Annotated in this window: 27 protein-coding genes, 1 tRNA gene, 1 rRNA gene and 2 riboswitches; all 29 genes read right to left on the bottom strand. The window is 29.1% G+C overall.

Annotated elements, in window-relative coordinates; genetic code table 11:
- Window positions 1–251 precede the first annotated feature (251 nt).
- Entirely contained in the window at window positions 252–830 is a 579-nt protein-coding gene (locus tag RWY47_RS04780) for a precorrin-2 dehydrogenase/sirohydrochlorin ferrochelatase family protein (RefSeq protein WP_224171158.1), read from the bottom strand.
- 39 nt (window positions 831–869) lie between these two features.
- A complete protein-coding gene (locus RWY47_RS04775) occupies window positions 870–1,319 on the bottom strand; it encodes a hypothetical protein (RefSeq protein WP_224171157.1) in 450 nt (149 codons plus the stop codon).
- A 126-nt stretch (window positions 1,320–1,445) separates the two neighbouring features.
- Window positions 1,446–1,799: a carboxymuconolactone decarboxylase family protein gene (locus tag RWY47_RS04770; RefSeq protein WP_021428159.1), complete on the bottom strand. Its 354-nt coding sequence runs from the start codon at window positions 1,797–1,799 to the stop codon at window positions 1,446–1,448.
- Between the two features lie 243 nt (window positions 1,800–2,042).
- A complete protein-coding gene (gene hemL, locus RWY47_RS04765; RefSeq protein WP_224171156.1) occupies window positions 2,043–3,341 on the bottom strand; it encodes a glutamate-1-semialdehyde 2,1-aminomutase in 1,299 nt (432 codons plus the stop codon).
- Between the two features lie 5 nt (window positions 3,342–3,346).
- A complete protein-coding gene (gene hemB / locus RWY47_RS04760; RefSeq protein ID WP_168932764.1) occupies window positions 3,347–4,312 on the bottom strand; it encodes a porphobilinogen synthase in 966 nt (321 codons plus the stop codon).
- Window positions 4,313–4,332: 20 nt separating this feature from the next.
- Complete coding sequence (gene cobA, locus RWY47_RS04755; RefSeq protein ID WP_168932763.1) at window positions 4,333–5,835, bottom strand: uroporphyrinogen-III C-methyltransferase; 1,503 nt, start codon at window positions 5,833–5,835, stop codon at window positions 4,333–4,335.
- A complete protein-coding gene (gene hemC, locus RWY47_RS04750) occupies window positions 5,825–6,730 on the bottom strand; it encodes a hydroxymethylbilane synthase (protein WP_168932762.1) in 906 nt (301 codons plus the stop codon). The genes cobA and hemC overlap by 11 nt, the downstream gene beginning before the upstream one ends.
- 26 nt (window positions 6,731–6,756) lie before the next feature.
- Window positions 6,757–7,992: a glutamyl-tRNA reductase gene (gene hemA / locus RWY47_RS04745; RefSeq protein WP_168932761.1), complete on the bottom strand. Its 1,236-nt coding sequence runs from the start codon at window positions 7,990–7,992 to the stop codon at window positions 6,757–6,759.
- A gap of 14 nt (window positions 7,993–8,006) precedes the next feature.
- On the bottom strand, window positions 8,007–8,717 hold the full coding sequence (locus RWY47_RS04740) for a cobalt-factor II C(20)-methyltransferase (protein WP_168932760.1): 711 nt from the start codon (window positions 8,715–8,717) through the stop codon (window positions 8,007–8,009).
- Between the two features lie 2 nt (window positions 8,718–8,719).
- On the bottom strand, window positions 8,720–9,514 hold the full coding sequence (locus RWY47_RS04735) for a sirohydrochlorin cobaltochelatase (protein ID WP_021428157.1): 795 nt from the start codon (window positions 9,512–9,514) through the stop codon (window positions 8,720–8,722).
- A gap of 2 nt (window positions 9,515–9,516) precedes the next feature.
- Entirely contained in the window at window positions 9,517–10,272 is a 756-nt protein-coding gene (locus tag RWY47_RS04730) for a cobalt-precorrin-6A reductase (RefSeq protein ID WP_168932759.1), read from the bottom strand.
- Window positions 10,269–10,991: a precorrin-3B C(17)-methyltransferase gene (gene cobJ, locus RWY47_RS04725; protein ID WP_021428151.1), complete on the bottom strand. Its 723-nt coding sequence runs from the start codon at window positions 10,989–10,991 to the stop codon at window positions 10,269–10,271. Before cobJ ends, RWY47_RS04730 begins: the two co-directional genes overlap by 4 nt.
- Window positions 10,988–12,055, bottom strand: a complete 1,068-nt coding sequence (gene cbiG, locus RWY47_RS04720; protein WP_025162096.1) for a cobalt-precorrin 5A hydrolase — start codon at window positions 12,053–12,055, stop codon at window positions 10,988–10,990. Before cbiG ends, cobJ begins: the two co-directional genes overlap by 4 nt.
- Window positions 12,039–12,791, bottom strand: a complete 753-nt coding sequence (locus tag RWY47_RS04715) for a cobalt-precorrin-4 methyltransferase (RefSeq protein WP_021428138.1) — start codon at window positions 12,789–12,791, stop codon at window positions 12,039–12,041. Before RWY47_RS04715 ends, cbiG begins: the two co-directional genes overlap by 17 nt.
- Before the next feature lie 4 nt (window positions 12,792–12,795).
- A complete protein-coding gene (locus RWY47_RS04710) occupies window positions 12,796–13,353 on the bottom strand; it encodes a decarboxylating cobalt-precorrin-6B (C(15))-methyltransferase (protein WP_021428156.1) in 558 nt (185 codons plus the stop codon).
- The gene (locus RWY47_RS04705; protein WP_021428146.1) at window positions 13,343–13,951 is read right to left on the bottom strand and encodes a cobalt-precorrin-7 (C(5))-methyltransferase; all 609 of its coding nucleotides are present in this window, start codon (window positions 13,949–13,951) and stop codon (window positions 13,343–13,345) included. The genes RWY47_RS04710 and RWY47_RS04705 overlap by 11 nt, the downstream gene beginning before the upstream one ends.
- Window positions 13,944–15,071: a cobalt-precorrin-5B (C(1))-methyltransferase CbiD gene (gene cbiD, locus RWY47_RS04700; RefSeq protein WP_168932758.1), complete on the bottom strand. Its 1,128-nt coding sequence runs from the start codon at window positions 15,069–15,071 to the stop codon at window positions 13,944–13,946. The genes RWY47_RS04705 and cbiD overlap by 8 nt, the downstream gene beginning before the upstream one ends.
- Window positions 15,072–15,080: 9 nt before the next feature.
- Window positions 15,081–15,713: a cobalt-precorrin-8 methylmutase gene (locus RWY47_RS04695; RefSeq protein WP_224171155.1), complete on the bottom strand. Its 633-nt coding sequence runs from the start codon at window positions 15,711–15,713 to the stop codon at window positions 15,081–15,083.
- A gap of 2 nt (window positions 15,714–15,715) precedes the next feature.
- A complete protein-coding gene (locus tag RWY47_RS04690; protein WP_224171154.1) occupies window positions 15,716–16,588 on the bottom strand; it encodes a GHMP family kinase ATP-binding protein in 873 nt (290 codons plus the stop codon).
- A 1-nt stretch (window position 16,589) separates the two neighbouring features.
- Window positions 16,590–17,660 carry a pyridoxal phosphate-dependent aminotransferase gene (locus RWY47_RS04685; RefSeq protein ID WP_168932757.1) on the bottom strand — a complete coding sequence of 357 codons (1,071 nt, stop codon included), beginning with the start codon at window positions 17,658–17,660 and terminating at the stop codon, window positions 16,590–16,592.
- Window positions 17,661–17,677: 17 nt separating this feature from the next.
- On the bottom strand, window positions 17,678–18,634 hold the full coding sequence (cbiB, locus tag RWY47_RS04680; protein WP_168932756.1) for an adenosylcobinamide-phosphate synthase CbiB: 957 nt from the start codon (window positions 18,632–18,634) through the stop codon (window positions 17,678–17,680).
- Entirely contained in the window at window positions 18,627–19,982 is a 1,356-nt protein-coding gene (locus RWY47_RS04675) for a cobyrinate a,c-diamide synthase (protein WP_224171153.1), read from the bottom strand. Before RWY47_RS04675 ends, cbiB begins: the two co-directional genes overlap by 8 nt.
- An 8-nt stretch (window positions 19,983–19,990) precedes the next feature.
- Window positions 19,991–21,502, bottom strand: a complete 1,512-nt coding sequence (locus RWY47_RS04670) for a cobyric acid synthase (RefSeq protein ID WP_168932754.1) — start codon at window positions 21,500–21,502, stop codon at window positions 19,991–19,993.
- Between the two features lie 137 nt (window positions 21,503–21,639).
- Window positions 21,640–21,817: riboswitch (cobalamin riboswitch) on the bottom strand.
- Between the two features lie 32 nt (window positions 21,818–21,849).
- Window positions 21,850–22,455: a histidine phosphatase family protein gene (locus RWY47_RS04665; protein ID WP_150845197.1), complete on the bottom strand. Its 606-nt coding sequence runs from the start codon at window positions 22,453–22,455 to the stop codon at window positions 21,850–21,852.
- Window positions 22,456–22,466: 11 nt separating this feature from the next.
- Complete coding sequence (cobS, locus tag RWY47_RS04660; RefSeq protein WP_224171152.1) at window positions 22,467–23,237, bottom strand: adenosylcobinamide-GDP ribazoletransferase; 771 nt, start codon at window positions 23,235–23,237, stop codon at window positions 22,467–22,469.
- A 4-nt stretch (window positions 23,238–23,241) separates the two neighbouring features.
- Window positions 23,242–23,802: a bifunctional adenosylcobinamide kinase/adenosylcobinamide-phosphate guanylyltransferase gene (cobU, locus tag RWY47_RS04655; RefSeq protein WP_150845195.1), complete on the bottom strand. Its 561-nt coding sequence runs from the start codon at window positions 23,800–23,802 to the stop codon at window positions 23,242–23,244.
- A gap of 13 nt (window positions 23,803–23,815) precedes the next feature.
- A complete protein-coding gene (cobT, locus tag RWY47_RS04650; RefSeq protein WP_150845194.1) occupies window positions 23,816–24,862 on the bottom strand; it encodes a nicotinate-nucleotide--dimethylbenzimidazole phosphoribosyltransferase in 1,047 nt (348 codons plus the stop codon).
- Between the two features lie 106 nt (window positions 24,863–24,968).
- Window positions 24,969–25,144, bottom strand: a riboswitch (cobalamin riboswitch).
- Window positions 25,145–25,255: 111 nt separating this feature from the next.
- A 5S ribosomal RNA gene (gene rrf / locus RWY47_RS04645) occupies window positions 25,256–25,372 on the bottom strand.
- A gap of 9 nt (window positions 25,373–25,381) precedes the next feature.
- Window positions 25,382–25,456, bottom strand: a tRNA-Thr gene (locus RWY47_RS04640).
- Window positions 25,457–25,531: the final 75 nt, after the last annotated feature.

Here is a 25,531-nt window from a genome sequence, read left to right as displayed (position 1 = left end):
CGCTCAGCTAATCATTATCTGAATATCTGGCTTGGTTGTTTGTGTTTAATTCTTTTAAAAAGAATTTATATAATTAACCTACTGTTTAATTTTCAAAGTTCATTTTTTCTTTTGTGTTTCGTCTGTTTCTTAAGGACAAGTAATACTTTACCATCATTTGAAAATAACGTCAATACTTTTTAAAAACTTTTTTCTATTTTTTTATTTATTTTATGAGGAATTACCTCTCCTTCCCTCAAATTTCAACATTTTTAAACTATATATTTTTTTAGTTCTTCAATATTTAAATTTATAATTTCATTTAGTAATTGCTTTTTTTTAACTGGATCATCATATTTTTTTAGAATTTTACATCTTAATTCCCCTAGTAATTGTATATATTCTTCATAACTATCATCATAAACTATTTCTAAGTCTTTTTTTATCTTAGATGCTAATGATGGACTTTTTCCTGAAGTGGATACTCCTATAATAAGATCTCCTCTTTTAATGGTAGATGGAACTATATAGCTAGATAATGTTGGATTATCTACTACATTTACAAGTTTATTTTTCTCAGCGCAATACATACCTATAGACTTATTTATATCTCTATTATTAGTAGCTGCAACAACAATAAAGCTATTTTCTATATATTCTTCTTTATATTTATCTCTGATTAATTCAATTTTACTTTCTATATCTTTAAATTTTTCATTAAAGTCTAAAGATATAACCTTAACCTTATATCCAAAATCAATAAAGTTCTTTGCTTTCCTATAAGCTATTTTCCCACCTCCTATAATTGTTATCTCTTTATAATCTAAGTTCACCATAATAGGGTAGTTCATCTTATAATTCCTTTCTATACTTTTAATGTCTATTTTATATTATATACTACCTACTTCTTTTTCTACCTCTTTTTGAACTCTTCCAAACGATATTTCTTTATCTTCTGCCCCTGTATATACATATGCTTTAGTTAAATCTTCAACTGTACTCTCTAGTTCTTGCATAAATTGAGTGTATGCAAAGTCAAACTTAGGATCACTTTCATCCTTTCCAAAAACACTATAAATTAGCGATTCTATCATTTGATCCATACCCCATAATTTAAGATGTATAAGCTCGTGAATTACCAAAGCTTCTAAATTAGTATGTTTTCTATTGTAATTATTTATCATCAAAACAGCTTGTTTTACATCTCTATCTATCTTTATATCTCCACTTTTTCTCCATTCTTTATCAACTAACTCAATTTTAATATCCCAATCTCTAATTCTAAGAATATCTTGCCACTTATCCAAATATTGCTCTACTAAATCATTCTTTAATTTCATAAATACTTCTCCTTTTTGAATATAAAAATAAATAACTTTAATATGTTTATTTCTATAAGCAAAAAGGAGTACCTCTATTTTTATTATAGAAATACTCCTAACTAATAACTATTTATTATATTAATATTAAATAAAATCTTTTTCAAACTCATCTATACAATCTTTTAATAAAGTAGCACTATACGCCATAGAAGGTCCTCCTCCAAACCCAACTGCAACCATAGCTGCTTCCATTATTTCCTCTCTTGTAGCTCCAAGCTCTAATGCTGCATATGTATGACAAACTATACAATACTCGCAACGATTATATATCCCTATCGCTACACTTATAAGCTCTTTTGTTTTAGTAGTTAAAGCTCCTTCTTTATAACCAGAGTTTAAAAGCCCCATAAATGCTTCTACATTTTCTTGGTTTGTTTCACTTATAGCTCCTAATCCTTCTTTAAATGAATTTAATATTCCTCTTACGTCTTTTTTCATGTTAAATCCCCCTTATGTTATAAGCCCTTAAAAATAGTTAGTATACTAACTTTATTTGTAAATTATACTATTTAAAAATATCCCATGTAAAGGATATACATCTTTACTCCTACTTTTATTAGTTAGACATATAGAAAAAAACTATAAACTTAGATATGTGTGTAAACAATAGCGCTATTAATTTGTGAATTTATTTAAATTTAAAAAAGTGTTGAATAGAAAATTTCTATTCAACACTTTTGATTATAAGTTATGAGCAGCCTTTAAAGCTTCATAACTAGCTTTTATAGTTTCATCTATTATCTCATCTGTATGAGCATTAGATAAGAACATTGCTTCAAATTGAGTAGGAGCAAGTAAAATTCCTCTATTTAATAGCTCCTCGAAGTATTTATTAAACATAGGCACATTACACTTAGTAACATCATCATAGTTGTTTATTGGTCCTTCTGCAAAGAATAAACAAACTAAAGACCCAGCTCTATTTACAGTGTAATTTAATCCAAGTTTTTCAACGTTTGATCTTAGACCTTCTTCTAGTTTTATAGCTTTTCTTTCTAATTCACTATAAACTTCTGGTCTATCTCTTAATATCTCTAAGTTCTTTTTACCCATGTACATAGCTAATGGATTACCTGATAAAGTACCAGCTTGATATACAGGCCCTACAGGAGAAACCATATCCATAATTTCTTTTTTACCACCATACGCCCCTACAGGAAGTCCAGCTCCTATTATTTTCCCGAAGCATGCCATATCAGGTTCTATTCCATAATATCCAACTGAACTGTTGTAAGCTAATCTAAATCCAGTTATAACTTCATCAAAAATTAAAACTGTTCCGTACTCTTTAGTTATATCCCTTAAAAATTGTATAAATTCTTTTTTCCCTGGAACAACTCCCATATTTCCTGCTACAGTCTCTAGTATAACAGCAGCTATCTCATTACCATGCTCTTCAAACATAGCTTTAGTAGCTTCTATATCATTATATCTAGTTACTAAAGTATCTTTTACAACATCCTCTGGTACTCCAGGGCTTGTTGGTACTCCATATGTTATAGTTCCTGATCCAGATTTAACTAAAAGTGCATCTGAATGTCCGTGATAACATCCTTCAAACTTTAATATTTTATTTCTATTAGTATAAGCTCTTGCTACTCTTAACGCACTCATAGTAGCTTCTGTTCCAGAGTTTACCATACGAACTTGATCTATTGAAGGATAAGCTTCAACTATAAGCTTAGCCATATCAACTTCTATAGCTGTTGGAACTCCATAGCTTGTACCTTTTTTTACAATTTCTTCAATTCCATCTACTATTTCTTTTGGGCTGTGGCCTAACATAAGTGGTCCCCATGAACATATGTAATCTATATATTCATTTCCATCTACATCATATATTTTACATCCTTCTGCTCTATCTATAAAAACAGGGTCTAATCCTACTGATTTAAATGCTCTAACTGGGCTGTTTACGCCACCTGGGATGTACTTAGTTGCTTCTTCATATATTTTTAGTGACTTTTCATTTTTTCTCATTGGTGTTACCCCCTAATTAATTTAGCTATATCTTTTGCAAAGTAAGTAATTATTATATCTGCTCCAGCTCTTTTTATAGACATAACAGCTTCATATATAGCTGACTCATTTAATAAACCTTCTTTAACTGCAAGTTTCAACATAGAGTATTCTCCACTTACATTGTATGCTACTAATGGTAAGTCAAAGTTATCTTTAACTCTTCTTATTACATCTAAGTATGATAATGCTGGCTTAACCATTAACATATCTGCTCCTTCTAATACATCAAGTTCAGCTTCTATTAACGCTTCATTTGAATTAGCTGGATCCATTTGATAAGTTTTTCTATCTCCAAATGATGGAGCTGATCCTGCTGCATCTCTAAATGGTCCATAGAAACTAGACGCATACTTAACGCTATATGACATTATAGCTACAGTCTCGAACCCTTGTGCATCTAATCCTTCTCTCATAGCTTGAATTCTTCCATCCATCATATCAGACGGAGCTACCATGTCAGCTCCAGCTTTTGCATGACTTACAGCTATTTTAGTTAAATATTCTAAAGTTTGATCATTGTCTACATATCCTTTTTCAGTTAATATCCCGCAATGACCATGACTAGTGTATTGACACATACAAACATCTGTAGTTACACACATATTAGGATCTATTTCTTTTATTTTTCTTATAGCCTTTTGAACTATTCCATTATCATTATATGCTTCTTTTCCAAACGCATCTTTTTCATCTGGTATACCGAATAATATAACATGTTGAATTCCTAAGTCTTTTATCTCTTTTATTTCTTCTTCTAGTTTATCTAAAGAAAAATGATATACTTCTGGTAAAGATGGTATTTCTTCTTTTATATTTTCTCCTTCTACTACAAATAAAGGATATATTAAATCATTTACATTTAATACCGTTTCTCTCACTAAATCTCTTATTGCAGCGCTTTTTCTTAATCTTCTTGGTCTTCTTAACATTGTAAATTCCCCCTAATTAATTATTTGTCTTCTATAATGCAATTTATTAAATCATTTATAGTATAGTTAGTCGGCTCTTTATAAACCTTAAGTCCTAACTCTTTGGCTGTATTACTAGTTATAGGTCCTATAGATATTACTTTAGTATTTTTTAGTTTATCTATATTATCCACTCCTATTATATCAATAAAATTAGAAACTGTAGACGAACTTGTAAATGTAATATAATCTACATTATTTTCATTTAACAAAGCTATTATTTCTTCTTTATACTTATCTTCTATTTCAGTTTTATAAGTATGTACTTCTTTTACTGTACATATTTCACTTAATTTATCTACTAAAAAGTCTCTTGAATTCGCACCTCTTGGTATTAAAATACTATCATTACTGTTTAGTTTATTTTTTAATTCCTCATACATAGCTTCTGCTACGAATTTTTCAGGCACTATATCTGCTATTATCCCTCTCTTTTTTAATTCTTTAGCTGTAGCCGGGCCAATAGCACATATTTTTATATTTGCTAACTTTCTTAAATCTAAATTCATTTCAGCCAGCTTATCAAAGAATATATTAACTCCATTTTGACTTGTTAAAATTAAGTAATTATAATTAGAAATATTGTTTATTTCATTTTCTAATTCTTTGTTGTCATCTACTTTTTCTATTCTTATTGTCGGTATTTCAATTGGATTACCTCCTAAATCCATTATCTTAGCAACTAAACTACTACTTTGAGTTTTAGCTCTCGTTACTAAAATATTTTTTCCAAATAGAGGTTTTTTCTCAAAGAAGTTTAGTTTTTCTCTTAAACTTACAACATCACCTACAACAATAAGAGTTGGAGGTTTAACTCCTTCTTTCATAGCTACATCATATATATTTTCTAGGCTTCCAGTAACTACTCTTTGATTATATCTAGTAGCCCAACTTATAAGCGCTACAGGAGTATCTTTTGACTTCCCTTCTTTAATTAATTTGTTGCTTATCTTTTTTAAATTGGAAATTCCCATTAAAAATACTAATGTTCCTTCATTGTTAGCTAATGCATTCCAATTAAGTTCATCATTTTCATCATCTTTTAAATGTCCTGTTATAACATGAAAAGAAGATGCATAGTCTCTGTGAGTTATAGGTATACCTGCGTAACAAAGACCTCCTATTGCAGATGTTATCCCTGGAACTACTTCAAATTCAATTCCATTATCTAAAAGGAATTCAGCTTCTTCTCCACCTCTACCAAATACATATGGATCTCCACCTTTTAGTCTAGTTACAGTTTTACCTTCTTTAGCTTTATTTGTTATAACTTCATTAATTTTATCTTGCGGTAAAGCATGATTGCTAGATGCTTTTCCTACATATATAAATTCGCAATTTTCATTTGCTTCTTTTAAATATTTTTCATTTGCCAACCTATCATAAACTATTACATCAGCTTTTTTTATACATTCCATTCCTTTTAATGTCATAAGTTTATAATCTCCAGGGCCTGCTCCAACTAAGTATACTTTACCTTTCATAAGACTTAAACTCCTTCGAAATTAATTTGGCTAGCTCAATTCCTACTTCTCTAGCTTGAGAAACTTTACCATTTATAGTTTTCGTTATAATTTTATTACCTTCTTCATCTCCATATAATCCAGTTAATACTATATCATCACCATCTACTTTACAGTACGCTCCCACTGGAATATGACAACTTCCATTTATTCCATCTAAGAATCCTCTTTCTGCTTCAACTTGTATCTCAGAAGTCTTGTCTGCTATACAACTTAATATATCTTCTATGCTTGAGTCTCCTTTTCTTATTTCTATTCCTAATGCTCCTTGAGCTGGAGCTGGTATAACTATGTCTTCATCTAAGTAACAAGTAATTTTTTCTTCTAGTCCTGCTCTTATAAGTCCTGCTGCCGCAAGTATTACACCACAAAGATTTTCATCTTGAATCTTTCTCATTCTTGTCTCTATATTTCCTCTTATAGGAACTATTTCTAAGTCTGGTCTATGATTTAAAAGCTGATATTTCCTTCTCTTGCTTCCGCTACCTATTTTAGCTCCTTTAGGCAAATCATCTAAAGATTTGTATCCTTCTTTTAAAATTAGGGCATCCCTTATATCTTCTCTCTTAGGTACTCCTGCAAATTTTAATCCTTCTGGTAAGCTTGAAGGCATATCTTTCATACTGTGCACAGCTATATCAATTGACTTATCTAATAACTGTTGTTCTATTTCTTTAACAAATAAGCCCTTATCGCCTATTTTATCTAGAGATACATTTTGAATTAAGTCTCCCTTAGTTTTTATTATCTTAACTTCAAACTCTATATTCGGATGAATTTTTTTCAGTTCATTTATAACCCAATTAGTTTGAGTAAGAGCTAAGTTGCTACCTCTGCTTCCTACTATAACTTTCATACCTAATCTCCTTTTGCCCATATTTATTATAAGTCAAACAGCTCTTCTACTATTTTTATATATTCATCTTGCTTTCCACTATCTTTAATTTGTTTTAAATTTATTATTGGTTCCCTTACAAGTCTTTTAAGTGCAGAAGTTAGCATCTTATCTATTATTTTTTTCTCTCTGCAATTTAAATCAAGTTTTCTATAGATATAATCTAATGTATCCTCTCTAATATCTGAACATTTATCATTTAAAGATTGTATTGTTGGATCTATTTTTATAGTATCTAACCATTCATTAAATTCTTCTATCTTTTCATCAATAATTAATTCTCCAATAGATGCTAATTCTCTTCTTTTTTTGTCATTTGCTTCACTTATTTTTTTTAAATCGTCAATATCATAAACTTCAATATTCTCAAATTCATTTAAGTTTTTATCTATATCTCTTGGTAATGCAATATCCATCATTATTAGCTTGTTTGAAGTTTTTGGCATCTCAGCCTTCTTTAATACTGTATGAGGAGATGCCGTAGCACTGATAACTATATCTACCTTATCCATAACTTCATATCTATCCTCATACTTAATAGGAATTAAATTCTTATATTCCTCTTGTATGCTTTTTAATTTTTCATAACTTCTATTAGTCACGTATATATTGTTTAATTGCTCTTCTTCTAAGTGTTTCATCGCTAACTTACTCATTTTGCCAAGTCCAATTACTAAAGCATTTTTATTTTCTAAAGATCCCATCTTTTCTTTCAAACATTTAATTCCAATGTAACTTATAGATAATGGTTGATGAGAAATCTTTGTTGTAGTTTTTATATCTTTTGAAACTGTTATAGCTTCTCTAAATAATTTATTAAATACTTTCTTACTTGAACCTAATTGTCTTGCAAAATCATGTGCATCTTTAACTTGTCCTAAAATTTGATCTTCACCTAAAACTAATGAATCTAGCCCTGCTGAAACATTAAATACATGTTTAATTGCTTCTTCTCCAGTTTTATTAAATAAGAATTCTTCTATATTTTCTACATCAAAATAGTCTTGGTAGAAGTTTTTTACAACTTCTACCTTATCTGAAATATTTTTTGAGTATATATATACTTCACTTCTATTGCATGTAGATAATATAATAACTTCTTCTATTCCATTGTCTAGTAAAAAATTTATACCTTCAATTTTTTGTGTATCTGTAAAAGATACAGTTTCTCTTATGTTTATAGGAGTGTTATTGTGATTAACTCCCACTACTGCAAAATCCATAAAATCCTCCAGATTTATCCTACCTTAGTATTCTCCTTGTTTACTAAAATCGTGGAAAAATAAGATATTTTATTTTCTAAATCAATTTCTTTTAAATCATTATACACCACTTCATTTTCTTGAGATGAATTACTAACTAATATAGAATATTCTAATAAATTGTTTTTTTCTAATTTATCAACTATATGCTTAAAGTTTTTATACACTTTCATTAAAACTATTGAACTGTAGTTTTCTAAAGCGTAATCTATCTTTTCTTCATCTATAGTGCATGGCACTATTATTAATGGCTCTTTATCCATTACTAACGGGAAATTTTGATTTGATGCAATGTTTGAAAATGATGAAATACCAGGTATAGTTTCAACATCAATTTTGTCTATAAGTCTTTCCATAATGTATACATATGTACTGTATATCATAGGGTCACCTAAAGTTACAAATCCAACATTTTTTCCATTTTTAACATCTTCTACAATTTCATCCGCTACCCTATTCCAAGCCATTATTTTTTCACCATCATTAAAGTTCATAGGGAAGTGCCTTTGCTTGATTTTAAGCTGCTTTGGCAAATATTGTTCTACTATGCTTAATGCTAAACTATTTCCTTCTCTCTTTGACTCTGGTGTGTATAATATATCCAGTTTTTTCATTGTATTTACTGCTTTTACTGTAACTAACTCACTATCTCCAGGTCCTGTTCCGATTCCATAAAACTTAGCCATAATTAATTTCCTCCCCCATTTAAAACCTCAGCACAATCTAGTGCATGTTTTACGAATTTATTTTGAATTGCTTCATTTTCTCCTAAGCCCTTTAAATGTACTTCTGTTTTAAATCCATTTTTTATTAATATTGAATTCCAAGAGTCATCTTCATCTCCAGCCATATCATTTATTGCATGATCTCCTGCAACCAACATAAAAGGCATTAATCTTACTTTTGAAACTTTATCTTTTTTAAGATTAACTATAACTTCATCTATTTCAGGATAACCTTCAACAGTTCCAACATATGCTTTAATATTTTCTTGTTTTAACATATAATCTAATGCTGGATAAGCACTATGAGCTTCGTGTTCAGTTCCATGTCCCATAAGAACAATAGCTTCATCTTCTTCTAATTCTGGTATTTGTAGCTTTAAAGCTTCTACTGTTTCTTTATAGTCATCAATTTGACTTAAAAGAGGTCTTCCTAGTGTTATTTTTTCAAATTTGTCATCGTACTCACTTATTTGATTTTTTAACTTTGTATATTCCTCTCCACAAATTATGTGTAAAGTTTGAACTATTACTTCTTCATATCCCTCATCATATAATCTATCCAATGCTTCTATTGGATTTTCTATATGTATGTTATCTCTATTTTTTAATTTTCTTATTATCATATTTGATGTGAACGCTCTAAAAAAGTCATATCCTTTAAAAGCTTCCTTAATTTTACTTTCGCATGCCTCTATAGTTTTTTCTCTTGTCTCTTTGTAACTTGTCCCAAAACTAACAACTAAAATTGCTTTTTTCACTTTTAATCCTCCACTATGAAATTTGTTATATTTTCTATTTCATTTACTACTGTCTTATAATCTATCTTCTCTCTAACTATAACTACTACTGGTATATTTAAATTCTTAGCAGCATTTACTTTTTCTAGAAATCCACCTTCTATACCACTTTCCTTCGTTATAACTAGGTCTACGTCGTAATGTTTATACATTTGTTCGTTTATAGCTTCACTAAAAGGTCCCTTCATAGCTATTATGTTGTCCGCATTTAGCCCTACCTCTTCACACATCTTAATAACATCACTTGTTGGTAAAACTCTTGCTATTATGTTTTTATCTTTAAGGTTTTTTGTGAATTCACCTATAGTCTTACTTCCCGTTCCTAAAAATATATTTCTGCCTAATTCATTTGCTTTTTGATAAGCCTCTTCAACATTTTTTACTTTTATAACTTTTTCATAATCAAACTCATCTAGAAGAGACTTTCTTTCATATCTTAAATATTTTATTCCTAAGAAATCCGAAACTTCTATAGCATTTTTTGATACTTCTATTGCATATGGATGCGTTGAATCTATTACTAAACTTATATTGTTATCTTTCATAAACTTAGTCATATAGTCTCTATCCATTCTTTTAATTACTATATTTTCAGTACATTTACTAGCTAAGTCAGCTCCATAATTAGTAGTTACAGAAACTATATAATCTTTTTTTAGACTATTTAGTAGATTACAAACTTTTATGCTGTCAGATGTTCCTCCTAAAACTAAAATCATATATTGTAACCTCTAGGTGTTATCATTAAGTCTCCATGTATAAACGTAGATTTGTTTCCTATAATAACCATAGTAGTCATATCAACTCTTTCAAAGTCCATAGTTTCAAATGTACATACAAATTTTTCTTCTTTTTCTCTTCCTACATCTTTTACAATTCCAACTGGAGTTTTTCCATCTTTAAATTCACTCATTATTTTAAATGCTTTATTTAAATGTTCACTTCTTCCTTTACTTCTTGGATTATATAAACAAATTACAAAATCAGCTTCTGCAGCTAATCTTAACCTTTTTTCTATAACTTCCCAAGGAGTTAATAAGTCACTTAAACTTATATGGCAAAAATCATGCATTATCGGGGCTCCTAATATTGCTGCTGCACCTATACTAGCAGTCACTCCTGGAACAACCTTTACTTTTATATCCTCTTCTTGTGTTGTTAATTCTAATATTAACCCTGCCATACCATATATTCCTGCATCTCCACTACTTATCACAGCAACATTTTTTCCTTGTTTCGCAATTTCTACTGCTTGTTTACATCTATCTATTTCCTGTCTCATTCCATTTTGTACTACTTCTTTATCTTTAATAAATTCAGTAACTAAATTTATATACGTCTTGTATCCAACTACAACATCACTGTTTTTCATAGCTTCTATAGCTTCAACAGTCATCATATCTTTACTTCCAGGTCCTATACCTATTACATAAATCATACGCTCAATCTCCCTATCGAAAAAGTTATTCCCTTATATTTATGTTTTTCAACTATAAGGTTTTTATTGCTTAATATATAGGCTACTGGTTCCGCTACACAGTAAACACCTATGCTCTTTTTTACAAAATCTGATTTTTGAAATTTATGTTCAATCTCTTTAATTTCTTCTAGAGTAATAATTTCAAAAGGTATATTTAATTGTTTAGCTAATTCAATAATTCCTTTTTCATCTTTCTTAACTTCTACACTTCCAATTTTCGCTAAAGATTTTTTATCTAAATTAAATTTATTTAATAAATCTTCTAATGCAGTATTTATATCATCATAAGATGTATCTCTTCTACATCCCATTCCTATTACAATATCTCTAGGAACAACTTTTATAATTCGTTCATCTTCAATTTCCGTTGCACTTTTATTAGTTATATAAATAATTTTATCTAATTTATCATGCCTATGGAATCCATTAATATTTTTAATGGTTATTAATCCTCTAGTATCAACGTTATAATCTCCATCTATAAACACTCCAACACTTCCATCATTGACTAATAATGAATTAACTTCTTTTACATTTTCTCTAAAATTATCTATATGTGCATTTAATTTTTTAGCTATCATATCTAATGAAGTTTTTCCATTTATATCGGTTGCTGTAGTTATAACTGGATTTGCTCCTATAAGGCTACTTATATAATTTGTCATTTCATTTGCTCCACCCATATGACCACTAAGTAAACTTATTACATTTTTACCTTTCTCATCTATTACTAGTATCGCTGGGTCATCAAATTTACTTTTTATTTCATTTGCTATAGACCTTACTACTATACCTGTAGCCATTATAAATATTAAAACTTCATAATTTCTAAAAAGTTTTGGCATAAAATCGGATAGCTTACCTTCTATAGCATTTAATGATTGTGTATTTTTATCTAAATTATATAAAAGCTTTTCTGTTATATACACATCTCCATCTTCCATAATATTTCTTATATTAACAGCTAAATTCATAGCATTTTTTGTAACACATATAAAAGCAATTTTACTTTCTATATTCATGTTTAAAATCCTTGTCATATAACTTAGAGTTTTTGTATTCTTCACCCAAGAATTTACCTACTAATATTAATGCTGTTTTACTTATTTCATTTTCTTTAACTTTTTGTGCTATAGTTTCTAAAGTCCCTTTTACAATTTTTTCTTCTGGCCAAGTAGCTTTATAAACAACAGCTATAGGTGTATCCATTGGATACCCTCCTTCGTGTAATCTCTCTACTACTTTTTCTATATCATGAACTGATAAAAATATAGCCATCGATGTTTGGTGCTTAGCAAAAGATTCTATACTCTCTTTTTCTGGAACCGGAGTTCTTCCTTCCATTCTTGTAATAACTACACTTTGAGATATTTCTGGAACAGTATACTCTACTCCTAGTGCAGATGCCGCTCCTAAGAAAGAACTAACTCCAGGTGTACAATCATACTCTATTTCTAAGTCTGCTAATTCTTCAACTTGCTCTCTTATAGAACCATATATTGAAAAATCTCCAGTTTGAAGTCTTACTACCTTTTTGTTACTTTGTATTCCATCTTTCATAACATTTATTATTTGATTTAAATCCATTGATGCACTATTATGAATTTCACAACCTTCTTTACAATATTCTAGTAAAGCTGGATTTACTAATGATCCTGCATATATAACTACATCAGCTTCACTTAATAACTTGTATCCTTTTAATGTTATTAAATCTTTATCTCCTGGTCCTGCTCCTACAAAATGTACTTTATTCATAATCTTACTCTCCCTTTTTACAAGATATTATATATATTGGATTTAAAGGTTTGAAATACTCACCTTTTCCTAACGGTTCTAATTTTGCTACATTTAGCATAGTAGCTTCTATATCTTCAAAACCTAATTCTTTTAACATATTTAAAGTTTTATAAAAAGTATCAATTATTATGAAGTTAGCTACTAAAGTTCCTTTTTCATTTAGATTTTCTTTAGCCCAGTTTAAAATTTCATTTAAGTTAGGTCCGCTGCCTCCAATAAATATTGAATCTACTTTTTTACCTATATCTATAGGTGCATATCCTTTTATAACTTCTACATTAGTTAAATTAAATTTCTCTATATTTTGATTTATTAATTCAATAGCTTTATCTTTGCATTCTATGGATATTACATCAATATTTGGGTAGTTATAAGCTACCTCTACACTTACACTCCCTGTTCCTGCCCCAATATCTAAAAATGTATGCTTATTTTTTAAATCAAGCTTGTTTATAGAAATTGCTCTTACTTCTTCCTTTGTTATTGGGACATTTCCTGTTATAAATTCACTATTTTTCATCGAGTATCACCACTACATTCATATCAAATTTTTCTATCTTTAAAATTTCCTCTGGAGGTGCTGTAGTAATTCTTTCATTTTCATATGATAAATTTTCACCTACAACCATAATTTTTTTTAAATTCCTTTGTAGTATTTCTTTAGCGATTTCATTTGGGCCTATTTTATTATCAGTTACCATACATACTTTTTCATGTTGTAATATATAGTCAAAGTTAGGAATTTTTCCATGACTACTAGTTATATATAAATCATTCATATCAGTATGTATCCTTGAAAATATATATTGCATAGAACTTATACCCGACACAATATTTAAATTTTTATTATCTATATTTTTAGATAAGTACTTTCCTATACCATATATAGATGGATCTCCTGATGCTATAATAGATATATTTTTATCCTTATTTGCTTTTAGATAGTCTACGATTTCTTTCAAGTTGCTTCCTAGTTCAATCTTAGTTCCTTCAAAATCGTTTACACTATCTAAATTTCTTTTTCCACCTATCAATATCTCTGAGTTATATATTAACTTTTCTCCTAATTTAGTGCAGTATCCTATGTTACCAGGCCCTAGACCTATAATATTAATCATAAAATACCTCCTTTAAATCGCCAGCTTTTTTCGACTCTCCTAACAGTTTTTTCTCCATAGAAAAAATCATTACCTCAATATCTATTTCATCATCATTCATATATATATCAATTCTTTTTTTACATTTTTCAGAAAGTATGTTATAAATTTCTTTATATTTTTTATACTTATCCTCTTCTAATATCTCTATGAATTCTTCCGTTGTTAAACATTCATTTATCTTATTTATCAATTCAAAAGGCGCATTCATTAAAGCTAAATTTGCTATTAAAATTTCATTTCTAGCATCTGCAACTTTGCTATGTGTATTAAATATTCCGCCAGCTATCTTTACATATTTGCCTAAATGTCCAGCCATTAGAATTTTTTTAAATCCAATGCGTTGAGCTTCTTTCAACATATATCCAATAAAATTACTGGTCCTAACTATATACTTTGAATCAATACCTAAGCTTTCTTTTATAAACATTTCGCCATGGTTACCTGGTACCAAAATAACTTTATCCATTCCCTGAGCTTTTTTCATCTCTAGTTCTATTGATAAAGATTTCTTCCATCCTTCATCACTCATTGGCTCAACTATACCCGTTGTTCCTATTATAGATATACCTCCTACAATTCCAAGTCTTGGATTAAAAGTTTTTTTCGCAATAGTTTCTCCCTCTGGGGCAAATATAGTTATTTTAACTCCCTTTGTATCTCCTATTACTTTTCTAACTTCACTTTGTATCATGGATATAGGCGTTTTATTTATTGCAGCTTTTCCAATTTCTATTCCTAAGCCTTTTTTAGTTACTCTTCCAATCCCAATTCCACCATCTATTATTATTTCATTACAATCAATAAGTTCAGCTTTAGCATATATATGCATTTTATGAGTTGCATCTATATCGTCGCCTCCATCTTTTTGAATCGAACATTGTGCAAAAGCATTGTTTATATCTACATTCTCTACTTTTAAATTTAATGGAATTCCCTTGGGGGTATCTATATTTACAGTTTCTAATGTTTCCTTAGTTAAAATCATATATGTGGCCGCTTTAGCTGCACCTGTTGCACATGAGCCAGTAGTATATCCTCGTTTGTATTTTTTGCCATCTATATAAACATATTCTTCCATAATATCACCTTACATAGAGTATAGTATTGCATTTATTATTGCTGCTGCTAAGTTGCTTCCACCTTTTCTACCTTTTGATATTATGTAAGGAATATCTGTTTTTTCTAATTCATCTTTAGATTCAGCTGCTCCTACAAACCCTACAGGTACTCCCACTACAGCTTCAACATTCAATTCTTTTGAATTATGCATTTCTATAACTTTATATAAAGCAGTTGGTGCATTTCCAAGTACAAATATTTTCTTACCTTCTTCTTTTGCTGCAACTTCCACTGCTGCCATAGATCTTGTTATACCTTTTTGTTTTGCAAAATCTGCTACTTTTTCATCACTTACAAAACATTTGTACTTACAACCTAATGCATCTAATCTTCTTTTGTTGATTCCGCTTAAAGCCATGTTAGTATCTGTATATATAGTTGCATTTTCCTTTAGAGCACTTATAATATTTTCTACTCCACCTTCAGATATTTTTAATATATCTAAATACTCAAAGTCAGCAGTTGTATGTATAGCTCTTTTTATTATTTTTTCTTCTAACTCATTTTTGAATTTGTATTCAGGTCTTATTTCATCAATTATGCCTTGAATTATTTCAAAACTCTTAGTTTCTATCATCATAGGATTTTTAATGTATTCCATATTTATTCACTCCTAAGTCCCCCAGCTATTATATCTGCTGTGTATATTTTTTTGTATTTTTTATCTATTTTCTTTTCTACTATTTTTTCTACTATTTTACTTTCATCCATATCACATTCAAGCAATATACCTATAACTGTTCCACTGTGAGCTATATTAACGCCACAAGCCCCATACTCTTTTGAAATATCCATTATTTCACTTAAGTATTTTTTCTTATGAATATTTTCATTTGCAACACTACTTATATTGCACGCTTGTCCTATTAAATTTAAATCATTATTCTTTATTCCTTGTTCCAATAGTTTAAATGCATATTCAATTATGTACTTATTTTGCCTTTTAAGTTTTGTGTAATTTTCCTTTTTTCTTATATGCTTAGTACTTAATTTATCATTAGGCTCTAATATCAATACTTTTCCAGTATTAAAGCATCCTAATTTTTTTACAACACTTGCATCTAACGGATTAAATATAGTGTTTTCTTTTAGATATATAGAATCTGTAGGTTCAATTTTGGTTGCAAGCTTTGATATATCATACTCGCTTAAATCTCTTCCTATAAGGTTTAGCGTTGCTCTTATAGTAGCTCCTATATCTGCAGTAGAACTTGCCATCCCTTTGCTTATAGGTATCTCACTTTTTATATCTATAGATATATTTTTTAAGTCATTCTTAGGCAAATTAAAATATCTAAATACCTCTTCCATAGCTTTTCTTGCTTTTAATGGTCCTCTATTTACATAACTAATTTTTTCTTCTAATGTTACTTTAGAAAATCGATTAATTGCATAAGATGATAAGTATTCTTTTTCTTTTATCATACCTTGCACAAACTCTCCACAAGATGCTGGGCATATTCCATATGATTTCATCCTATTCTCCTAGAATTTTATTTAATTGGTTTAATATTTTTTTATTTTCTGAATGACTTTTTATCGCTATCCTAATATAACTTTCATCTAAATTTCTAAAATTAGATGCATCTCTAATAAGTATGTTTCCTTCTAAAAATAGTTTTTCTTTTAATTTACTTGCTGTTGTATTGAGCAATTTTACTAAAATAAAATTTGTATTTGTATCATAAACCTTAATTGCTTTTATATCTCGTAATTCTTTTAAAACATATGCTCTTTCTTTTATAAAAAATTCTTTGCTATTTTTGATATATTCTTCATCTTTAAATATATAATTTGAAATAATATCTGCAAAAGAGTTTATGGTCCATGGTTCTTTAATTTCATACATCTTATCTAAAATGTTTTGATTACTACATACTCCATACCCTAGCCTTATCCCTGGAATTCCAAAAAACTTAGTTATAGCCTTTATTATAAAAATATTTTCATTTTCTTTAATATGTTTTATGAGACTATAATTTTCTTCATGTTCTGCAAATTCCATAAAAGTTTCATCTACTATAAGCAATTTATTGTGCTTTTTTAAAAGTTCTACTAGTGAACTTAAATCATATGTTTTTCCAATAGGATTTGATGGATTACATATAAATAAACTATCAAATTTATCTATGTTTTCCCTTATATAATTTAAATCAAGTTCAAAATCTTTATCTTTATTTAGATATAAATTTAAAACTTCTAGCCCACTTAAATTTGCGCTTCTTTCATATTCTGAGAAAGTTGGGTTCAAAATAGCTATCCTTTTACCTATACTTTTCATTAAAAGATATATTATTTCAGTAGCCCCATTTCCTGGTATTATATTACAGCTACCTACATTTAAATATCTAGCTATATTTTCTCTTAGTCTTTTATAGCTTATATCAGGATATTTATTGCATACTCTTAGCCCTTCTAATATATATTCATCTAAATTTGGTATTAAATATGGATTTATATTAGAACTAAAATCTATAATATCTTTTGGATTTTTTTTATAAGCTCTACACATATCTTCTACGTTTGCTCCATGTCCAAGGTCTTTCATGATTTCCACCCTCTATCTTAAAGTACTATATAAGTAATTATTGAAAATATAACTAAAGCTATAAATGACGTTAAATACATTATTTTATTTGTTCTTAATATATCTTCAGCTTCTAACTCTCTATCTTTATCCCCTATAGTAGGTTTATAAACCTTTTCTCCAAAGTACATGTTTGTTCCTCCTAGTTGTACTTCTAGAGCACCTGCCACTGCACCTTCTGCATATGCGCAATTTGGACTTTTGTGGTTTTTTCTGTCTCTCATAGCTATTTTGATACTTTTTTTAGAATTAAATCCTAATATAAAACTTGCTATCATCATGAAAAATGGTGTTATCCTAGCAGGTATAAAGTTTGCTATATCATCAATCTTCGCAGATACAAATCCTATGTCTCCATACTTTTCATTTTTATATCCCACCATTGAATCTAATGTATTTATAGCTTTATAAGCCATTGCAAGAACAGGTCCTCCGATAAATCCATACATCATAGGTGAAATTATTCCATCTACTGTGTTTTCGGCTACAGTTTCTACAGTAGCTCTTATTATTTCATTTTCATTTAAACTAGTTGTATCTCTGCCAACTATATACGATAGTTGTTTTCTAGATTTTTCAATATCTCCAGTTTTTAAAACTTCATATATTTTTTTTGCTTCATCAGCTAAACATTTTGTTGATAATGTTGTATATAATATTATCGATGCTATAATCACATAAAAAATATTATTTATACAAAGTAAATTCAGAATTAAATTTGTTACTAATGCTGTAAATCCTACTGTTATAGTCCAAAGTAGGAAGCCCCCTATTTTTAATTGTTTTTTTGATTTGAAAATTATTCTTATTTTTCCTTCTGTAAATCTTATAAGATTTCCAATAAATCTAACCGGATGTGGAAAAGAATATGGATCTCCTATAACCAAATCCAGTAAATACGCTATAACCATTACTAAAATTATTAATTTACTCATTTCTATCACCTATAAATTTTATTATTGAATCTAAATTATTATAAAAATGAGTATGTAAATATGTAGCTAATGTATTCCCTTTTGAATATCCTCCATCCCATTCATCTACAATTTTATTGCCTCTTTTTTTAATCATTTTATAAGCACAGTTTTCATCACTTTTAAATTCTGAGTGATGGAATTCATGACCTTTTATAATTTCTCCTTTATTCGAAAGAATTGTATCTTCCTTAGCTATCCCATCACAGTATCCGAATCTTTTAAGTGAACTTGTCATTTCACTAGTTCCTTTAAATATTCCTACCATATTATAAATATTTTCATCTGAATCTTTCAGCGTTTCCCCTAAATACATAAGACCACCACATTCAGCATATATAGGTATATTTTTTTCATGTGCATTTTTTATAGATAATCTCATACTTTCATTTAAATGCAACTCTTTTGCAAATATTTCAGGAAATCCGCCTCCAATGTATATACAGTCTGCTTCAGGAACCTTCTTATCATTAAGAGGACTAAATTTAACAATTTCAACCCCCATATGTTCTAATAGTTCTATATTTTCTTTATAGTAAAAATTAAATGCTTTATCATAAGCTATAGCTACTTTTTTGTTTTCAAACCTTGGTAAGTCTTTTAAATCAAAATTACTTTTTACTGATTCACTTTCTGAAATTTCAATTAGTCTATCTATATCTATGTATTTTTCTATCTCATCTCCTAAATCACTAAATTTTTCTTTTAAAGATTCCATTTCAACACTTGGAATTAAACCTAAGTGCCTAGACTCTAAAGAAAATTTTTCATTAGATGGAAAATAACCTAATACTTCAGTATTACAATATTTCTCTATAGCTCCTTTTATAAGTTCATAGTGACCTTTCGTTTTTACATTGTTTACTACTACACCTTTTATATTTACATTTTTATCTAATTCTTTATATCCAAGAACCATAGCTGCTGCTGAGGAAGACATAGCCTTTCCATTTATAACTAATATAACCGGAGCCTTTAATAATTTAGAAGTATATGAACTTGTACATGCATCTAAGTCTATACCAAATCCATCATACAATCCCATAACCCCTTCTATTACCGATATATCAGCTTCCTCTGATGCTTTATTTACTATATATTTAATTTTTTCATCTTCCAACATATATGAATCTAAATTTCTTGAGTCTCTCCCAGTTATGAATGTGTGATACGATGGATCTATATAATCTGGTCCTACTTTATACGGTTGAACTTTTAAGCCTCTTTTAGTTAGCGCTTGCATTATTCCCAGTGAAATAGTAGTTTTTCCAACTCCACTATTTGTTCCTGCTATCAATATTTTTTTCATATTATCACCTAACCATTTATAATCTCATATATTTTTTCCATATCTAAACATTCTCTTAGTATTTTTGCTAACTTATCATACTCTTTATTTTTAAATTCTTCAAACGAAGTTATAGAACTTTGATTTTCTTCTAATCCTTTGCTCTTCCTTATTGAATTTAATATTTCTCTTGTAAAACTAGCATCATCAAAAATACCGTGAATGTACGTTCCAACTACATTTCCTTCTTCATTTATACATCCCTCTTGATATGAAACATTATCTTCTAACTTTTTAGTTATTGTCAGTAGTGATTTTCCTTTTATATCTGTTTCACCCATATGTATTTCATATCCCTTTACTCTAATATCACTTAATGAATTTAAGTATCCATTTAAATCTTTATTTATAATAGCTTCAACTTGAGTTGTAACTTTTTCTTTTTCAAATTTAGTTTCTATATCTAAAAGTCCCATTCCATCAATCTCTTTTATAGATCCCTCTATACCTTCCGGGTCATATAATTTATTACCTAAAAGCTGATATCCTCCACAAATTCCAAATATTAATTTACCTTGTTTTTGTAAATCTTTTATTTGCTTCTCTAATCCACTTTCTCTTATATAAATTAAATCTTCTATTGTATTTTTACTCCCCGGTATTATCACCATATCTGGGGCTGATAAAGACTCCCCTTTTTCTATGTATCTAATACTTACATCTTCTTGTATCTCTAGCATATGCATATCTGTAAAATTCGACATGTACGGTGTTCTTATTATCTCTATATTCACATCATTCTTTTTAAATTGTTTTTTAAATCTATCTGTTACACTGTCTTCATCTTCTATGTTTAAATCACTATATGGAACTACTCCTAAGACAGGAACTTTTATAATATCTTCTAGCATATCGATTCCCGATTGTAAAAGCTCTACAGTACCTCTAAATTTATTAATAATAACACCTTTGACTCTTTCTCGTTCTTTTTCTTCTAGTAAAATCATTGTTCCAGCTATAGATGCAAACACTCCACCTCTATCTATATCAGCAACTAATACTACCGGTGCATCTGCAATTTCGGCCATTCCCATATTAGCAATATCTCTATCTTTTAAATTGATTTCTGCACAACTTCCTGCTCCTTCTAGGACAATTACATCGTACTCATCGCTCAAGTCTTTATAAGTTTGTTTTAGCATTAAGGCCAGATCTTCTTTATAGTCGTGATATATACTAGAACTTACGTTATCAAGAACCTTTCCATTTACTATTACCTGGCATCTATTTTTACCTGATGGTTTTAATAAAATTGGATTCATTCTAACATCAGGTTCAATTCCAGCTGCCTCAGCTTGAGTAACTTGTGCTCTCCCCATTTCTAATCCATCTTTTGTTATGTATGAATTTAATGCCATGTTTTGAGATTTAAAAGGTGCTACACTATATCCATCTTGTTTTAGTATTCTACATAACCCAGCGGCCAAAGTACTTTTACCTACATTAGAAGCTGTTCCTAAAAACATTAATGATTTACTCATAATAAAAGTTTCCTTTCCAATTTGTATTGTTTTGCAAAACCTATAATTTCCTTAATTGCAAAAAAGACCTATCCAGAATGGATAGATCTTAAAAAAGTATATACTTAACCAATTTTAAAATCCTTCACCCCGAAGACTTTATTTCCATAAACTAGGCAGGTCTCCTGACTCAGCTTCATCCTAGTCCTATTCCTTCCCGTAAAATCACAGTGGTGTCTAATAGTTTCGTCAGCATTACAGTAGCGGGGGCTGCAAAGGATTCTAACCTTTTTCCCTATTAATCTTTAATGAAGAACCTAATTTATGTCTATTTTTATGATGTTTTATATATATGTTTGTGTATGTATTTATGTTAAATATAAAGTATTATTTAGTGTATGAATTACAGAAAATCCATCTACTATGTCTATAATACTAACTGATGCATTATCTATTTTAAAATTCCAGTGATACTCATGTGTATTTCCAATTAAATAAGAAATGATATTTCTTATTGTTCCTGCATGAGCACATATCAAAATGGTTTTATCTTTATTACAATCCAATATATAATTTATTTCTTTGCAAACTCTGTTATAAGAATCTACTAAACTTTCCCCATTTGGATATTTGTATTCAAATCCATTTTTAATTATTTTTTCAAATTCTTCTCGGAAATTATTTTTTATATATTCAAAGTTCATTCCTTCAAAGTCTCCAAAACTAATTTCTCTAAGATTCTCACTCTCAACAATGTCTAAGTTTTTACATTTAGCTATATCCTTTATCGTATTCTTAGTTCTAGTAGATGTAGTTGTATATATACAATCAATATTTTCTTTTTCTAAGAATTTATTTAGCTTAAGTATTTGTTGTTTACCTAAATTACTTAATTCACTATCTATATGTCCAGATAAGTTTCCATCTATATTATCCTTTGTTGTAGCATGTCTTACTAATATAAGCTTTGACATAATCTCACCTCTTATTTTAATCCAAATGTCAAATATATAAATATTAAATATACAACCTCGACAAGTTCGGATGTACATCCAAGTATATCTCCTGTTATTCCATCTATTTTTGAATATATATACTTAACAAAACATCTAGTAAATATAATCATAACTGGTATAAATGATATTACTTTTATTATACTTATTGCATCTAAATTAAATAATACTGAACCTATAAATGCTACTAATATTGCTGTATATGCTATACCAATTAAAATCATATTTAAAGTTGGCTTTCCTATAAAAACATTCCCCATACCATTTTTTCTTGGTGTTACACTTTTATAAGAAGCTATTACAATAGCCATTCTTGCAAATACAGGCATAAATATTAAGTTATATAAATTTCCTGATTCTACAATAGAATACACCAACCCAAGTTTCATAAGAATCAAAAACAATACTGATAACATTGCATTAGTTCCCAATCTTGAATCTTTCATTATTTCTAATATTTTTTCTTTATCTCTGTAGCTATATATACCATCAAATGTATCCCCTACTCCATCTAAATGCAATCCTCCTGTTAATACAACAGTTGCTATTAATATATTTACAGATGTTATATAACTATCAAATACTAAACTTGATACTAGTCCAACTATAAAGTATAAAATTCCAAGCACAAATCCTACTAAAGGAAAATAGTACATAGTTTTATGAAATTTATCATCAAATCCTATATCGACTCTAATTGGAATTCTAGTTAAAAACTGTAATATTCCTATAAATCTTTTCATATTACTACTCCTTAATTTTCATAGGTATACCACTTACAACAAAGTAAACTTCATCAGCACATTTAGCTATATACTGATTTATCCTACCTACTATATCAGAATATACTCTACAAAGTTTATTATCAGGCACTAAACTCATACCTAACTCATTAGTTACTATTACAAAGTATAAATCTGTCTTTTTAATTTCATTTATTAGCATTTCAATTTGCTGTTTTATATACTTTTCCATCTCATTAGTTTCTTCTGGAGTGCATTTATCAAAATCTATTCCATAGTCAAATATTAAATTATTAACTAATAGTGTTACACAATCCAAAATAACAGTTTGATGTTTATTACCTAAACTATCTATTATCGAATATATATCTTTAAAAATTTCATAAGTTTCCCAATTACTCGGTCTACTCTCTTTATGTTTTTTAACTCTATCTTTCATCTCCTCATCAAAAGGAGTAGAAGTTGCTATATATGCTGTTGAATTTTCTCTACTTATACATAAACTTTCTGCAAAACTACTTTTTCCAGATCTAGATCCACCAGTAACTAAAATTAACTTGCTCATAAATTTCACCTTCTTATTTTCCTATGTCTACTTCATCAGTTGTTGCCATATTTTTATATGCATAATTTGCAGCTTCTATAATATTGAAGGCTAATGCTGAACCACTTCCTTCGCCTAATCTCATATCCATATTAAGCATAGGATTTAACTTTAATATTTCTAAAGCCTTAGCTGCTCCTGCTTCTGCTGATGTATGTGATGCTATCATATACTCTTTAACCATAGGATTTATAGTGTATGCTATTAAAGCTGCTGCATATGATATAAAACCATCAATAACTATTGGAGTTCTATTAGCCGCACAAGCTAAAATCACGCCTGCCATTCCCCCTATTTCAAAACCTCCAACTTTAGATAATATATCAACTCCATCTAATTTATCTGGCTTATTTAATTCAATTGCTTTTCTTATCGTATTAGCTTTATGGGCTACTCTATCTTTTTTAAGTCCTGCTCCTATTCCCGTAACATCTATAGGATCACAATCAGCTATAACAGAAACTATAGCGCTACTTGGAGTAGTATTACAAATTCCCATTTCTCCTATTCCTATGAGGTTATATCCTTTTTCTATACTCTCATTTGTTACTTTTATACCTATTTCTAAACATCTAATAGCTTCTTCCCTAGTCATAGCCGGACCTTTTGCCATATTAGAAGTTCCTTTTCTAATCTTATAATCTATAACTCCATCTAATTTTTCATCTGTATTTATTCCTAAGTCAATTGCAATAACATCAGAATTTACAAATTTAGATATAGCTCCTACTCCACATACCCCTTTAGTAAAGTTTGGAAATTGGAGTCTCGTTATTTTCTGAGGGTCTGGTGCTACACCTTCTTCATATACTCCATGATCTCCTGCAAAAGCAATAACTATTTTTTTATCTGTATCAAAATATTTTTTTTCAGTTATTCCTGCTATTTGTATACATATATCTTCTAATTTTCCTAAGCTCCCCACAGGTTTTATTAATTTATCTAATCTATCTTTCGCTGCATTCATATGTAATTCACTTAATGGCTTTATGTTGTTTATCGTCTGTTCTAAAGTTTTCATGACTACCTCCTTAAATTACAATAAAAAAAGACTTAACTCAAGAGTTAAGTCTTTAAATATGTCATAAAAATATTTTAAGATTTAAATTCTTCACCCCGAGAACCTAGTTATATAATATACTAGGCAGGTCTCCTGACTTAGCTTCTTCCTTGCTCTAACCTTCCCGTAATTTTAACAGTGGTAAATAGAGTTCGTCTGCATCACAGTAGCGGGGACTGTAGAGGGATTACACCTCTTTCCCTATTAATCTTAAATGTAAGAACCTATATATATTTAAGTTATTTAATTTTATTTTATTGATATTATGTATAAAAAATCTCCCCACATACAACTAATTCTACATTAGTGTACATAAATCCTTTATTTTTTAATTTTAAATATAAAAAAAAGATTACGTGGCTACGTCCTACTCTCCCAGGCAGCTTCCCACCAAGTACCATCGACGCTAAAGAGCTTAACTTCTGTGTTCGGAATGGGAACAGGTGTATCCTCTTTGCTATAATAACCACATAATCTTTATGGAGCTAGTGATAGGAATCGAACCTACAACCTGCTGATTACAAGTCAGCTGCTCTACCGTTGAGCCACACTAGCAACTAAGTTTTAATGCTTTGAAAACTGAATAACATTTGTAAGATTAAATAATCTTGGTCAAGTCCTCGATCTATT

The sequence above is a fragment of the Paraclostridium sp. MRS3W1 genome, from assembly GCF_032465715.1.
Taxonomy (GTDB): Bacteria; Bacillota; Clostridia; order Peptostreptococcales; family Peptostreptococcaceae; genus Paraclostridium; species Paraclostridium dentum.
The sequence above is the reverse complement of the archived record's forward strand: the minus strand, read 5'-3'. Positions and strand labels throughout refer to the sequence as shown.